This is a genomic window from Brevibacillus gelatini (assembly GCF_050920745.1).
In the GTDB taxonomy this organism is placed as follows: Bacteria; Bacillota; Bacilli; order Brevibacillales; family Brevibacillaceae; genus Brevibacillus; species Brevibacillus gelatini.
In genome coordinates, this window is record NZ_CP154342.1 from 4,348,220 (window position 1) to 4,362,779 (window position 14,560).

Genomic DNA, 14,560 nt, shown 5'->3' on the forward strand with positions numbered 1-14,560 from the left:
CAAATCCAACGCAAAGGATAGCTCATGGACAAGAATACCCTATTTTCTTCATTTGGTAAATGGGTTGCACCCATCAATATTATGAAACTTCAACAACGAATTGACGAAACGGATCAAGACAAGTACGTGAAGAAGCTGACGACAAAAGCGTATCTTCTCCTATTTTTACATGCCCAACTTCAGCAACGCGAAGGGCTTCGAGCCATTGCTGACGATGTTCTATCAAAGAAATTTCAGCAAGAATTAGGACTGTCATCGATCAGCCCCGCACAGCTTAGTCGAAAAAACAATCGGGTAGAACCTGCTTTGCTTGAAGAAGTTTTTGTCGACCTTGTCCAGCAAATTCAACGCGTTTCTGGAAAAGCCTGCTCTCTTCGAAAACACATAAAGATCATTGATTCCACTACAATTGGATTATGTTTGCAAAAGTATAAGTGGGCAACCTTTCGCGAAACAAAGGCAGGAATCAAAATTCATCTTCGTCTCGTTTTCGCAAGCCAGGAGGATGTCTATCCTGAAAAGATTTCCCTAACTTGTGCCAAATCCAATGACCGCACCCAAATGGAGTCGCTGATTGATGAGATCGGAGCCATGTACGTCTTTGATCGAGGGTACGTGGATTATGAAAAGTTCGATGAGTATACCGATCAGGGCATCTTTTTTGCTTCACGTCTCAAGGATAACGCGGAAACTCGTCATTTGTATACTTTCAAAGTACCACCAGAAAGCTCCGTTTTATCCGACTCCATGATCCTTCTTGGAACGCCACAAAAACGGGTGGATAATGTGTTACGACTGATTGAAACGCATGATTCGAAAGGAAATCGTATTCGAATCATCACCAATAGGTTCGACTTAGAAGCAGAAGAATTGAGCGACATCTACCGTTGGCGCTGGCAAATAGAACTGTTTTTCAAATGGATGAAACAACACGCAAAGATCAAGACGTTCTATGGAACAAGTGAAAATGCGGTCTGGAATCAAGTTTTTCTCGCTCTCATTGCTTACTGCTTGTTGCTTCTTGTAAAGCTGGAAAGAAACAGTCAGCACAGTCTGCTGCAAATCAGTAGATGGCTCAAAGTGTTTCTCTGGCAGACCTTTGAACAATGGATAGGCAGAATGGATTACCAATCCAAACGAACATCCAGAGGGCGACAGAAAAGGAAGTAAGTGTTGTTTGTTGTTGTCGATGTTGTAATAAATGTATAAAACTGCCAAATGGATAGTGGCTACCTTTTGCTTGGCTGTTCTCGTTTTTGGTTGTGAAGTTGAAAATGTCATTCAGAATAATTTGACAATAGATGGATTCATTTTTTATGCAACGCTAATGAATATATATAAAATTATTGATAGCTGCTTTGGAAATCCCTTTGCACACTATCAAAATAATTTTATCGAAAGGGAAGAAAAGCATTACGCGAAGTACACGCATATTTTGTTTTGCTCGATGTCTTCAATGTGAATGTCCATATCGTATACATCCTTCAGGATTTGCGGGTCGATGATCTCGTCGGTAGTGCCTTCCTTCACGACCTTGCCATCCTTGAGCGCCACGATATAGTCCGAGTAGCAGGAAGCAAAGTTGATGTCGTGAATGACGATCACGACCGTCTTGCCCATCTCGTCGACGAGGCGGCGCAGCACCTTCATGATCTGGACGGAATGCTTCATGTCCAGGTTGTTCAGCGGCTCATCGAGGAGCACATACTCCGTGTTTTGCGCGACAACCATGGCAATGTACGCCCGTTGCCGCTGCCCGCCGCTCAACTGGTCGAGGTATTTGTGCTGAATGTCCGTCAATTCCAGGTAACGGATCGCTTCGTCTACATACTTCCAGTCTTCTTTGGTCAGATTGCCTTGCGAGTACGGGAAGCGCCCGAAGCTGACCAGCTCGCGAATCGTCAGGCGAACGGTAATGTGGTTGGACTGCTTGAGAATCGAGATCTTTTTGGCCAGATCGTTGCTTTTGTACTGTCCGATCTCCTGGCCCTCAATCAATACCTCGCCCTGATCCTTCGTCAACAGACGGCTAATCATGGACAGAAGCGTACTTTTTCCGGCCCCGTTCGGCCCGATAAAAGACGTGATTTTTCCTTTGGCAATCTTCACCGAGACGTTTTCCACGACGTTTTTGTTCCCATACTGTTTTGAGACGTTCCGGACTTCTATCACGCTTTATTCTCCTTTAACAGAAGATAGATGAAGTAAACCCCACCGATAAAGTTGACGATCACACTGAGCGTCGTCGAGAACGTAAACACGCGCTCTACGATCAAAAGACCGCCTACCAGCGCCACGACGCTGATTAGCGCCGAGCCTGCCAGCAAAAACTTGTGCTGATACGTCTTCATGAACTGATGAGCCAGGTTCGCCACCAAAAGCCCAAGGAAGGTGATCGGCCCAACCAGTGCGGTCGCAATCGACACCAGAATCGCAATCACGATCAGGAAACGTTTGACGACAAAATCGTAAGGAATCCCCAGGTTGATCGCCTGATCGCGTCCCAGCGACAGTACATCCAGGTATTTGATGTAGCGCCAGAAGTAAATTCCGATTCCAATCACCAGCACAAAGCTGAGAATGAGCAGGTCTGTGTTCACGTTGTTGAAGCTGGCGAACATTTTATCCTGGACCACCTGAAATTCATTCGGGTCGATCAGCACCTGCATGAACGTCGACAGGCTGCCGAACAGCGTGCCGAAGATCAAGCCGATCAACAGCAGAAAGTAGATGTTTTGCCCTTCCCGCCTGAACAGGAATTTGTACAGCACCCCGGCAAACAGAATCATCAAGCCTGTCGAGATGAGAAAGTTGACATTTTTGTTCATGATCGTCAAGTGAGTAGAGCCAAACACGAAAATGACGAACGTCTGAATGAACATGTACAGGGAATCAAGGCCGATGATGCTGGGCGTCAAAATGCGGTTGTTGGTAATCGTCTGGAAGACCATCGTCGAGAAGGCGATGATGCACCCGGTCAGGATGATGGCGAGAATTTTCTTCGCCCGCCGGGGAAGCACGTAATCCCAGTTGCCTCCAGCGTCAATCAGCATGAAAATGGCTATCAAAGCAACGGCGACTATCGCCATGACACCAATCTTAGCTTTCATCGTTCATATGCCTTTCTTCTCATGAGTAAGTACACGAATATACCGCTGCCCACGACCCCGACCATCAAACCAATCGAAATCTCGTACGGGAAGATGATGAGGCGTCCCAAAATATCACAGCAGAGGACAAACACCGCACCGAGCAAGGCGGTATGGGCCAAGCTTTTTTTCAAATTGTCACCCAGATAAAGCGTCACAATATTGGGAATAATAAGCCCCAAAAACGGGATCGTACCCACTGTGAGGATGACGACGGACGAAACCATCGCGACAATCGCCAGGCCGATATTGACGACTTGCTTGTAATTCAGCCCGAGGTTGATGGCAAATTCCTCGCCCATCCCTGCGATTGTAAATTTGTTGGCAAACAGGTACGCAATGACTACCAACGGAATGCTTATGTATAAAAGCTCATAGTTTCCCCTCATGATGGAGGAAAAATCACCGTGCAGCCAGGACGACATGTTTTGGATCAGGTCGTGTTTGTAGGCGAAAAACGTCGTGATCGAGCCGACGATATTGCCGAACATCAACCCGACCAGCGGAATGAAGATCGAGTCCTTGTACTTCACTCTGTCGAGAATCTTCATGAAGACAAACGTTCCAAGCAAGGCGAAAACGAATGCCACGAGCAGCCTCACCCATACAGAAGCGTCGACAAACACGAGCATCGAGATGAGAATCCCGAAGCGGACAGAGTCTTCGGTCCCCGCTGTCGTAGGCGAGACGAATTTATTGCGGGTCAGCTGCTGCATGATAAGACCGACCACGCTCATGCTGACACCGGCGATGATGATGCTAACCAAACGGGGAATCCTGCTGATCCACATCACCTGTACCTTGTCGTCGCTGAGATTGAACAGCTCCAGAGGTGAAATGTCCTTCACGCCGATAAACAGGGATACCATTGATAGCAGAATCAGCGCCACAACCAAATATCTTTTTTTCATCGCTTCCCTACTCTTCTCTTTGTTCACGTGAATGGTGCGTTGCATTTATTTTTGCAAATGAGAAAGCAATTCATTCTCAATAATAAAGAGATTCATTCTCATTTGCAGCTCCTTTGCTATAGTAGCACGTCTTGATCGCGGATGAAAGTATTTTTTCATTAGTCGGCTAAATTTCTCCGGATTGACAAAAGTTCGAATTTTCCGTCTAATATTCTTTGAAACAATGCCCGCGCTTTTGACCATATCGATCAGGGAAGAATGTATTTCGGCTACCCATTGGCTTTCACGGGTCATTCGTGCCGTCAAGGAATCACTGTTGACTGATTTGTGACGTTCTTGTTAACGATCGCTCAAATTTTCCAATAATGGGATTGCGACTATTTTCCTAAACATGTATGGTTAAAGTAGGCAGAACCACAACACTGCAAAACACTTTTACACCGCTTCGACACACAGGAGGTTTTATGGCTCGCATACTTATCGCAGATGACTCGATTGTTGTCCGAGAATACATAAGAATCATCCTTCAACGGGCTGGCCATCAAGTCATTGCAGAAGCGGCGAACGGACTAGACGCGTATCAGCAATACAAGACTCACCAACCTGATGTAGTCATGATGGATATCAACATGCCTGGCATGAACGGTATCGACACGGTCAAAAAAATTATCAGCGAATTCCCCAATGCCTATATCATCATGATTAGCACCTACGGTTTAAAGCATTTGGTCTTTGAAGCAATCAATGCGGGAGCGCGTCACTATATCACGAAGCCGATTGATGAAGAGCGTCTTTTGGATTCTATTCAAAACGCTCTCTGAACAGTCAGCCGCAGCGCACAAAAAAAACTGAGGGCATGCTCGCGCCTCAGTTTTTTCATTGCTGCTATATGGGTTGCAGAAGCCTGTCTTCCAGCGGAATCCGGAAAAGAAAGCGGCTGCCTTGTCCGGTCCGGGAGACTACGCTTACAGTCCCCTGCAATTTTTCCAACTCATGTTTGACAATCGGCAGTCCCAAGCCTCTGCCTGAATAGATGTCGGCTTCTTCCTTGATACTGACCTGCCCGTAAAACAGGAAGCCAGCTTCCTCTTCGTCGCTGCTCTCCGGCCGCCAGCCCTGTTCAATCGCTTGCTGCTTGAGCTTGTCGAAATCGATCCCTCGTCCGTCATCTTCGATGGCGATCAAAAGCGCGGCCTCCTCCTGCCAAATCCGACAGTGGATGGTCCCCCTGCTTTCTTTGCCCTGCGCCAGCCGTTCGCTTTCCGGCTCTATGGCGTGGACGATTGCATTGGAGAAAACATGCAGCAGGCTGCCTACAAACGGCTCAAAGCGCTCAGGGTCGACCAAAATCTCCTCTGCTTCCAACTGAAGCGGATGGATCGTTTTGTGCAGACGCTGGGCAAGCTCTTCGACATACTCCTGATAGCGCACCATCATTTCCTTGATCGGACGCTGGTGCAGCTCGCGAATGCATTGGTCGAGCCGGGCGGCAGAGCTGTCAGGCAACAAGCCGCTCACCTTTTCTACAAAACGCTCCCACCTGTCCCTGGCAATCGTCATCTCTCCGTCGCCATTCTCCAAAAAGCTGTTCCCCAACTTGTTGCGGATGATCTCCAGGTCTTGCTGCATGGCAGCCTGGACTTGTGCGACTGGCAGCTGGCTCTGGAAATCCCCGTCTGTGAGCCACTCCTGCTGCAGGTCCCGATCCATCAGCCACGTTTCCAAATCGTGCAGCTTTTGGGGAGTGTGGATCATATGGAATTGGCTAAAATCCCCTTTGAATTGATGGATTTGTTCCGCCAGCTTGAGCAGGCTGTCAGACAGGTCCGTGCCCGTGCCAAACAGCGTTTTCCAGCCTCCCGCAAAGAAGGAAGTGAAGGAACGATATGCTTTTTGGAAAAGAGGCAGGCTGGTCGCCACGGTCACAATCATGTTCAGCTTCTGCCACTCCTGCTCCATTTTGCACTCCAGCGCTCTTTGCTCGCTCATATCGGTCAAAATCAGCATCAGGCCCTCTGGCGAATCGCGCCGATCCCCTTGGATAGGCTTGCACTCCAGCTTCAACGGCAACTGGTTGATGCAGATTTCCGTAGGGAAGAGGCTCAAATAAAGCTCTTTTTGCCCCTGATCCTTCGTCTCAAAATACTTTTCCAGAAGAGACTCGACAAACACTTGCTTGTCCGGACGGTTCGGGTACAAAAGACTTGCCACCGATTCGCCGGCCAGCTCTCTGCCGAACATCCGCAAGCATTCGCGGCTGTATTCGGAATGGACCAGCAGATTTTTGGAGAACGACAGGAAGCCTTGGCCTGCGTTGTTCAGCAAATTTTTGTTCGCCTGCAAAAGCGATTGAATCTCCCTCGTTCGTTCGGCGACGATCATCTCCAGCGACTGGTTCCACTGCTCCAATTGATGATACAGCCGGGCATTTTCAATAAAGATCGCCATTTGCGAGAAAATGAGTCGCAGCGGCTCTGAACGTTTTTCGTTGAAAACGTGTGTCGTTTCGTTGTTTTCCAGGTAGATGACGCCGATCATTTTGCCCTGCTGCCAAAGTGGCGAACACAAAATCGACTTCGGCCTGTTTTTCGTGATGTACGGGTCCCGGAAAAAGACTCCTTCTACCGAAGCGTTGTGCAGCACCAGCATTTCTTCTGTGCGGATCGTGTAGTTGACCACCGCGACTGAGAGCATCCCGCTGTGCTCGTACGGGACAGATTGCATGATTTCCACGTCCAGATCGACGGACCCGGCAGCCTCGATGAGCCATTCGCTTTCGTTTTTCAAAATCAGGATGCCTTTTTCCGCTCCCGCATTGCTCATGACCGTGCGCAGCATGGTCGCGAGCAGCTGTTCCAGCCTGATCTCGCTCGCCATCGTTTGCGATGCCTTGATGACGCTCATCAGGTCGACCAGATCAGCAGACTGGTCTGTCGCCGCAAGCTCAGCCGATGCTTCCATCCCTCTTCCCCGCTGCACAAGGTGCGGGTAGCGCTCTTCCATCTCTCTCGCCTTAGCCAAAGCCCCCCACTGCAAGTACGACTCATACGCTTCCGTCATGTACGCCCTGGCGATAGTCTCCAGCCCCAATGCCAAATAGTGATGAGCAGCCAGCTCGCTCGCCAGCGCCTCGTTTTGCAAAAATCCGTCCTTTTTCGCCAACTGCAGCGCCTCATCGTACAGTTCTCCAGCTATTTGCCGCTTGCCGTTCACACGGTTCCATTCGGCACTCATCAGCAAGTATTTGTGCTGGAAGTTTTCCGGACAGCTGCTGGCCCAGGTCTTCATTTTTTTCAAATGCGCCTTGATTTTTTTCGCGTAACGCAGCTGCTCTCGGCGATTGACGTTCTCATACAGCTTCGTCAACGACAGGGTGTGCATGAAAACATGCTGGCTGACCAGCACCTGTCCGCTGACCGACTCTATCCATTGTTCTGCCTCGCTCAACAGTTGTGCGGCTTTCTCGTAATGGCCGTACACAAGATGGGACAGCGACTTGTAGAAGTGGTACATGTACCGCTTGTAGCTGGTGCCTTCTTTTTGCAGGCTGCTCACGTATTGCGCTTCATCAAAGCCATCCCGGCAAAACGCTGTCTGTTCGCCCTCCGTCCAGTTTGTAAACGTATGCAAGGCTTGCCGCAGCAACAGAAGCCGATCGTCGTGATCGACCACCTTCATCTGGGAAATCAAGCCGGCGTACTCCCTGATTTGCTGCTCCAGCTCTTCCAGCGGCAGCCCGCAGTAGAGCATGGCTTCCAGCAAGCCGTGGGCATTGTAGGCAGTGTAAATGTTTCCTCCGCCTTCCATCCCATGCTGGATCGCTTTTTTCATCAGCGGGATGTTTGTCCGCGCATGCTCGCACCAGTGATTGATGAGCAGGGCAAACGCACCGTACGCTTTCGTCAGGGCAATCGGGTCCGCAAAGCCATCAGCCACCCGGCATGCCAGCTGCCCGAACTCATATGCTTCCCTGTATTTTCCAAATTTCGAGCCAAGCACAATCCCGTAACCGGTATATCCGTTGGCAGACGCCGCTGCATTGCCGTGCACGAGCGACAAATGCAGCACGCGCAGGATCGTCAGCGCAAACCAGTTCGGATTGACGTAGTACGAGGACGGCCCTGCATTGCTGATGATGCTCATAGCCAGTTGGTAGTTCTCATTGGAGATGTCCGGCAAATACAGCAGCTCGTCAATTTTGCGCCCTCTCAGCCGCCGCTTGATCTGCAACATTTCCTTGATAATATCCAGCTTCCCTGGCTTGTGAGGGATGGGCACACCCAGCAGTCCCAATGCTTCGCTCGCAATTTCCATCACCCGCGAAAATTCGGCCAGGCGGGTGTACATGTGGATTTGCAGCTCCAGAATCCGCACACGCTCACGATTCGTCCTGGCGTGCGCAAGGGTAAGGTCAAACAGGCGATTCGCATCCTCCATCCGGTTGCACAAATAAGCAGACTCCGCATAGAGCGTGTACAGCTCCATCGCCAGTTGATGATGCTGCTCCCACGCCGCGTCTCCGATAAACATCGCCCCTCGCCGAAAATACTGCAGCGCCGCATCGAAGGCCGTCGCGGCCATCGCTTTTTGCCCGGCGAGCAGATGGCAGTGGGCAACCTGGATTCTTTCCGCCACATCGTCAATCATGTCCGCACCGCGATACATGTGCTCGCATATTTCAAACAGCAGCGCCGATTCAAACGAACGGGACATGTCCCACATCATTCTTCCGATTGTCACGTGCGCCTCTTTCTGTTCCTCTTCCGACAGCAAGGAGTACGCCGCCTGCTGAATCCGGTCGTGAACAAAGCTGAGCTGGATCGTGACCTGTGAGAGATTGAGGTTTTCTTCTTCCTCGACGGCTGCAAAAGCCAAATACTCGGCGCCCTCCAGCGGATAGAGCAACCCTTCCTCCATGGCAGGGAAAATATCCCGGATTGCTTCGGCATCACTTCGCTTTTGCGTTTTTGCCAGCATGTCCAGATTAAAAGAGCTTCCGAGACACGCCGCATACGCCAGCAGTTTCTGCGTCACGCCAGGCAGACGTCTTACTTTTTCCACGAGAAAATCAGCGACGTTCTCTGTCGTGCTGAGCTTTTCAATCTCAGCCAGATCCCATTGCCAGCCGCGTTCCTCCGGGACGTACCGCAACAGTCCCTGATCGTACAACGACTTGATAAACTGTCTGGAGTAGAACGGGTTTCCGGCCGTTTTCCGCATTAAAATCATCGCCAGCGGCTTCGTGACGGCAGGATCGGCATGCAACGCATCGGAGAGCAACGCGTTGATCTGTGTGAGCCGCAGCGGCAACAGCGTGATTTGGCGCAGCATTCTGCTTTTGACTCCCGCTTCCGTCAAATTGGCGATCAACGAATTGTTCTCTCCTCCATCCTGCTCCCGGTAGGCGCACACGAGCAGAAAATGGCTGAGCGGCAACTCGGCCACAAGCTCGCGGATGAGAGACAGGGAGGACGAATCCGCCCATTGCAGGTCATCGAAAAACAGGACCAGCGGATGCTCAGGTGTTGCCCAGATGCGAATAAATCGTTGCATGACCAGTTGAAAACGGTTCTTGGCCTCTGCTGCGGGCAACTCCGGCACAGGCGGCTGTTCCCCGATCACAGCCACAAGCTGCGGAATGACATCCACGATAACTTGCCCAAGCCCTTGCATCGCTTCGAGAATCGTTTCCCGCCACGCTGCAAGCTCCTTTTCATTTCCGGCCAAAAGCTGTTTTATCAGATCCTGAAAGACTTGAATGACGGCGGAGTACGGCACGCCTTGGCGGTATTGATCGAACTTGCCGGATATGAAGCGCCCTCTGCCCTTCAGGAAAACTTTTTGCGCCTCAAACACGAGGGCGGACTTGCCCACACCAGCACTGCCGCTCAGCATGACCATCCGCGCCGCGCCATTTGACACCTCTTCAAACGCGTCGATCAGCATCTGGATTTCCTGTTCGCGCCCGTACAGCTTTTCCGGAATGTGCAGACGATCCGCGCGATCATGCTGTGCCAGCGGAAAATGGCCGATGGTTTCATTGTTTACAAGCTGCTCCAGGCACAACTGCAAGTCAGCCACCAGACCAGCCATGCTGAAATAGCGGTCTTCGGTATTTTTGGACAGACACTTCATCACGATGTCCGACAACACTTGCGGAACAGATGGCTTTACCTGGGCAGGAGCAATCGGCTTTCGGGCCATGTGGGCATGTACCAGTTCAAGCATGTCTGAGGTCAGAAAAGGCGGCTTTCCTGTCAGCATCTCGTATATCGTCACGCCAAACGAGTAAATATCCGTCCGGTAGTCGACCGTCCGATTCATTCTTCCCGTCTGCTCAGGCGACACGTAGCGCAGGTTGCCTCTCCACTCCTTCGGATTCAGCACGCCCTGATGCTCCTGGTATCTGCGGGTTGCCAGGCCGAAGCTAATCAGCTTGACCTCATACGTCTCCGGGTGCACCAGGATATGGGCCGGATTGATGTCTTTATGGATAATGCGCTGTTGATGAATGTCCTCAATGCACGAGGCGATACGAATCGCAATAGTCAGGATCTCTTCTAGCGACAACTCTTTCATTTTGCAGAGCAGGGAGAGCGGCACTCCCCCGAAATCTTCCGTAATGAGCGCCGGTTCCCGGTTGTGATCGATCAGCTCGACAGCAGTTTCCACGGCATTTGAATCGAGAGATTGCAAAATGCGGTACTCGTGCTTCAGTCTCCAAAGCAACTCTTTGTGCCTGGAACCTTCATGCGGCTTTTTGATGATGACAGGCAGGTTGTCACTGTTCCGAAACCCGCGGTAAAATCCCATATTTGAATGTGTTGAGAGAAACTCTGTCACTCTGTATCCCGGAATCACGATCATGCCGCTCATACTATCCACTCCATCTAGGCTGAACATCCTATGATTAGTATTGTTGCTTTAGGACAAATAATCTATATTGAGTATATATTCTGTCATATAATACTTTCTTCCACTAATACTTAGGGAGGTATGTCTATGGCAAATTTGAGTCGAAGTGTAAGCAACCCGTACACGAAAGAAACCGTTACCTTTCTGAAGACGACGGAGGAAACCAATGGGGAGTATTTGCTTTTCCGAACAGATCTGCCACCGGACAATGGAATTTTTCTACATTATCATACCGAACTTGTAGAAACCTTTGAAGGCATTAGCGGAAATTTGGAGGTAAAGATTGACGGAAAAAAAATCATCCTGAAACCAGGTGAGAAACTGGACATTCCTCTCCACAAGGTTCACAGTTTTTACAACCCTTCCAGTGAGTTTATCAGCTTCACAGCCGAGATCCGTCCTGCCGGCACTTTCGAGTCGTTCGTCCGCTGCAGTTACGGCCTGGATACGGACGGCCGAAGTTTTTACATGCCGTTTTTGAAGCAGTACGTGCCAAAAAACATTTTGCTATTGGGCACGCTGTTCAAAATGGGACAGTTCTACGTTCCCTACCTGCCAATCTTTCTGCAAAAGGCATTTTTTGGTGTGCTGGCCAAACTGGCCCATTGGACAGGCTCAGACAAGTCCCTGGAAAAATACTACAAAGGCTCCGTCACCAAAGAAGCTCTCCCCCCGGAATCGCTGCAAAAAACACCCTGACCGTCCAATCCAGCAGGGTGTCTGCAAATGCTGATTCTTTTCACACATTCCAGCTCAATCGAGCGCTACCCGTTCCGTGATTGGATTTGTCCCTGCACATTTTTGACAGATACCTCCATCATAGCAAATCACTAAATCCGGTTCCAATCTTTCCATTTTCCAGGGGGGAATTGTGCATTGAAATGACTGTCTGAATCTTTTATAATTTCCCCTTAGTTCGAGTTGAATGGAGTGTGGAGAGAGATGTTTGGCATTGTTCATTACGAAGCGTTTGTCCTAACAGCGATCATGCTTAACATGATTCCCGGAACCGACACGATGTACATTATCAGCCGCAGTATTGCGCAGGGGCGCCAAGCTGGCATCCTCTCTGTTCTCGGCATCCTGACAGGCTCGGTCATTCACACCGTGCTGGCTGCTTTTGGCCTGTCGCTCATCCTGGCCCAATCGGTCGTGCTTTTCAACATCGTCAAAATTCTCGGTGTCGTCTATCTCGTCTACCTGGGCGTGCGCATGTTCATGACCAAGCAAGCACTGTCGTTCGACTCCAAGACCTCGCCTGGCCGGAAAGCAGGCAAGGTGTACGGGCAAGCGATTGTTACGAGCGTCACCAATCCGAAGGTAGCGTTGTTTTTCGTCGCGTTTTTGCCGCAATTCGTCGACGCAACCTATACGGGTCCGCTGCCTTTTCTCCTGCTGGGCCTGACATTCACGCTGACAAGCGGAATCTGGTGCAGCCTGATCGCCCTGTTTGCTTCGTTCGTCACCCAAAAGCTGCGCAGCAATCCGCATTTTTCTTCCATCCTGAACAAATTGACCGGGATCGTCTTTATCGGGATGGGGTTGAACCTGCTGCGGGCCAAAGCTACTCCTTGACCACTGCCGTCATTGGCAAAATCCATTTCGAATCTTACACCAACCGGGTAGGCAGAGTACCCGGTTTTTTTGTGTCTGTGCTCGTCCAAACAGCCGGAATATTGGTATAATATCCAAAATAATACTTTTGGAGGGTTGCCATGAAAAAAACTGCTTTTCTGTTCGCTCTCATTTTGGCCGTTGTTTTCTTTCCTCTTCAGTCACTGGAGGCGCACCCCGGCCGAACGGATGCAAACGGCGGGCACACTTGCAGAACGAATTGTGAAAAATGGGGCTTGAAGTACGGCGAGTACCACTACCACAACAAAGCGAGCAACTCTTCGGGCGGCCGTTCTTCCGGCAGCAGCCAGGCGAAGCCTGCCACATCCAAGCCGCCAGCAGCCAAGCCAGTACAGCCGAAACCAGTCGCACCCAAAGTCATTGTAGCGGTAGAACAAGCAAATGTTTTTGCCGCTCCCTCTGCGGACTCGCCTGTGACCACAACGCTCTGGTATGGCTTTGAGCTGGCCGACTCCGGCACTCACCCGGAATTTGTTACAATCGGACAAGGCTTCGTCTCCAAAAAAGTCATCACCAGCTATACCCCCATCACTCCGAAAACGGTCAGCATTCATGCAGAAAAAGGCTACTTCTTCGCTACGCCTTCTGCTGATAGCCGCGGCAGAGGCTATGCCGTACAACATGCGCTTGTTCAGGTCGTCGGCCAGCACGGCGACTGGTATTACGGCTCCACCCAGGACGCCCAAGGCAATGTGCTCGTCGGCTTTGTCTCAAAAAACGTCGCTTACTGACCGTCAACGGGTTGCTTACAAATTTTCAAAATGCATACAGCAGGGGCTGTCTCCAAAGTCGATTTTTGGACTTCGAGACGCCCCTTTTGTCTGTCAGAAACGTTAGCGGAATTGCCCTTTTTGGACGCTTTTCATGCCCAGCTGCTAGATCCAAACGGAGGCAAATGAGGGGTGACAGGGTATGAACGGATCCGGGTAACAGCTCCTTACCGGATCAAACGAATCGAAGATGTACGAATGGAGTGGAAACCGAACGAACACGCCCAGCTGTACCTGCGGGGCATCGTGGACGACAGCGAAACGGTAAATGCCGTGCTGCAAGCCGCCTCCGACGATGAAATACGCCTGTATGACACGGATGGCGAAAGCGAAACGACAATTTTCAAGGGAGTCGTGACTTCTGTTCAGATCGCGCATCGGCAAGGCGTTTACGCGATTGAACTGGAAGGGCAGTCCGGAAGCTTCCAACTCGATGTAACGAATAAACGCCGCTCCTTTCAGCAGGCAGGCATGACCTATCCTAAGCTGGTACAGGAAATCATCAAGACGTATCCCGGCTACAACGTGAATGTAAGCATCGGAGAAGGTATCCAGATCGGCGAGCCGATCATCCAGTACGATGAGACGGACTGGGAGCTGCTCAAGCGGCTGGCCAGCCATAAAAAGCTGACCCTGAACGCAAAGGAAGAGATTTCGCTTTACACGCCAAAGCGAGTTGTCATCCAGGCACAAAGTCAGATTCTCGCCAAGAAAACGAGTGCATCAAGCGGATTTGCGTTGGAGAGTGAAAGCGTGGGCTGGATAAGGTTCACGCAGAGTTTGGAATTGTGGCTTTGGCCCACAATCTACTGATGGTGGCTAGCAGCCGCCTGACTGCCTTCAACTTAAAGAGACTAGGGAGCCAAAAAATGGACGGAAACCTTATCGGTTTTTCGCCCATTTTTTATTTTAGGGATTTATTGGACAGTATCTTTTTGTTGTGCCCAGCCTGTCCGCTCCGTAAAAAAACAGTCCGTGTTGAGAATTTGTATAGGTCGAAAAATTACTATGGTTTCAGGCATTCTTTTCCGACTTACCTTGTTCACGTAAAAAGGGCAGCTCATATCCGCTGCTCTGACAGCCTTGTTCAAAAAGATGCCTGGCCTGAAACAGGCACATGTAAATAGAAGGGAAGAGGGGGGAATGACGCAAGCAATCCGTAACGAAAGGGGATAGACAT

General features: G+C 50.3%; 10 protein-coding genes. 6 read left to right on the plus strand and 4 right to left on the minus strand.

Annotation, left to right across the window (positions count from 1 at the left end; translation table 11 throughout):
- The first annotated feature begins 24 nt into the window (after nt 1-24).
- On the plus strand, nt 25-1,170 hold the full coding sequence (locus AAFJ72_RS20875) for an IS4 family transposase (protein ID WP_025845287.1): 1,146 nt from the start codon (nt 25-27) through the stop codon (nt 1,168-1,170).
- Between the two features lie 243 nt (nt 1,171-1,413).
- Here the strand turns inward: AAFJ72_RS20875 and AAFJ72_RS20880 are convergent, their stop codons facing one another.
- From AAFJ72_RS20880 to AAFJ72_RS20890, 3 genes are read right to left on the minus strand one after another with little or no spacing between them, the layout of a single operon-like run.
- A complete protein-coding gene (locus tag AAFJ72_RS20880; RefSeq protein WP_122904740.1) occupies nt 1,414-2,172 on the minus strand; it encodes an iron ABC transporter ATP-binding protein in 759 nt (252 codons plus the stop codon).
- The gene (locus AAFJ72_RS20885) at nt 2,169-3,110 is read right to left on the minus strand and encodes an iron chelate uptake ABC transporter family permease subunit (protein WP_432775569.1); all 942 of its coding nucleotides are present in this window, start codon (nt 3,108-3,110) and stop codon (nt 2,169-2,171) included. Before AAFJ72_RS20885 ends, AAFJ72_RS20880 begins: the two co-directional genes overlap by 4 nt.
- Entirely contained in the window at nt 3,107-4,060 is a 954-nt protein-coding gene (locus AAFJ72_RS20890; protein WP_432775571.1) for an ABC transporter permease, read from the minus strand. Before AAFJ72_RS20890 ends, AAFJ72_RS20885 begins: the two co-directional genes overlap by 4 nt.
- Before the next feature lie 464 nt (nt 4,061-4,524).
- Between AAFJ72_RS20890 and AAFJ72_RS20895 the strand changes: the two genes are divergently transcribed.
- Nucleotides 4,525-4,881: a response regulator gene (locus AAFJ72_RS20895; protein ID WP_122904743.1), complete on the plus strand. Its 357-nt coding sequence runs from the start codon at nt 4,525-4,527 to the stop codon at nt 4,879-4,881.
- Between the two features lie 64 nt (nt 4,882-4,945).
- Here AAFJ72_RS20895 and AAFJ72_RS20900 read toward each other — a convergent pair whose 3' ends face one another.
- Nucleotides 4,946-10,936 (minus strand): AAA family ATPase, encoded by a 5,991-nt coding sequence (locus tag AAFJ72_RS20900; protein ID WP_432775573.1) that lies wholly within the window; start codon nt 10,934-10,936, stop codon nt 4,946-4,948.
- A gap of 126 nt (nt 10,937-11,062) precedes the next feature.
- Here AAFJ72_RS20900 and AAFJ72_RS20905 point away from each other — a divergent pair, with 126 nt between their 5' ends.
- From AAFJ72_RS20905 to AAFJ72_RS20920, 4 genes are all read left to right on the plus strand, one after another.
- Nucleotides 11,063-11,674 (plus strand): cupin domain-containing protein, encoded by a 612-nt coding sequence (locus AAFJ72_RS20905; RefSeq protein ID WP_432775575.1) that lies wholly within the window; start codon nt 11,063-11,065, stop codon nt 11,672-11,674.
- Nucleotides 11,675-11,917: 243 nt separating this feature from the next.
- Nucleotides 11,918-12,550: a LysE family translocator gene (locus AAFJ72_RS20910; RefSeq protein WP_432775576.1), complete on the plus strand. Its 633-nt coding sequence runs from the start codon at nt 11,918-11,920 to the stop codon at nt 12,548-12,550.
- Between the two features lie 140 nt (nt 12,551-12,690).
- Nucleotides 12,691-13,341 carry a YHYH domain-containing protein gene (locus tag AAFJ72_RS20915; protein ID WP_432775577.1) on the plus strand — a complete coding sequence of 217 codons (651 nt, stop codon included), beginning with the start codon at nt 12,691-12,693 and terminating at the stop codon, nt 13,339-13,341.
- 171 nt (nt 13,342-13,512) lie between these two features.
- Complete coding sequence (locus AAFJ72_RS20920; protein WP_432775578.1) at nt 13,513-14,193, plus strand: hypothetical protein; 681 nt, start codon at nt 13,513-13,515, stop codon at nt 14,191-14,193.
- Nucleotides 14,194-14,560: the final 367 nt, after the last annotated feature.

Coding starts and splice junctions, on each gene's coding strand:
- AAFJ72_RS20875 (WP_025845287.1), top strand. CDS start 25: ATGGACAAGAATACCCTATTTTCTTCATTTGGTAAATGGGTTGCACCC.
- AAFJ72_RS20885 (WP_432775569.1), bottom strand. CDS start 3,110: ATGAAAGCTAAGATTGGTGTCATGGCGATAGTCGCCGTTGCTTTGATA.
- AAFJ72_RS20890 (WP_432775571.1), bottom strand. CDS start 4,060: ATGAAAAAAAGATATTTGGTTGTGGCGCTGATTCTGCTATCAATGGTA.
- AAFJ72_RS20895 (WP_122904743.1), top strand. CDS start 4,525: ATGGCTCGCATACTTATCGCAGATGACTCGATTGTTGTCCGAGAATAC.
- AAFJ72_RS20900 (WP_432775573.1), bottom strand. CDS start 10,936: ATGAGCGGCATGATCGTGATTCCGGGATACAGAGTGACAGAGTTTCTC.
- AAFJ72_RS20905 (WP_432775575.1), top strand. CDS start 11,063: ATGGCAAATTTGAGTCGAAGTGTAAGCAACCCGTACACGAAAGAAACC.
- AAFJ72_RS20910 (WP_432775576.1), top strand. CDS start 11,918: ATGTTTGGCATTGTTCATTACGAAGCGTTTGTCCTAACAGCGATCATG.
- AAFJ72_RS20915 (WP_432775577.1), top strand. CDS start 12,691: ATGAAAAAAACTGCTTTTCTGTTCGCTCTCATTTTGGCCGTTGTTTTC.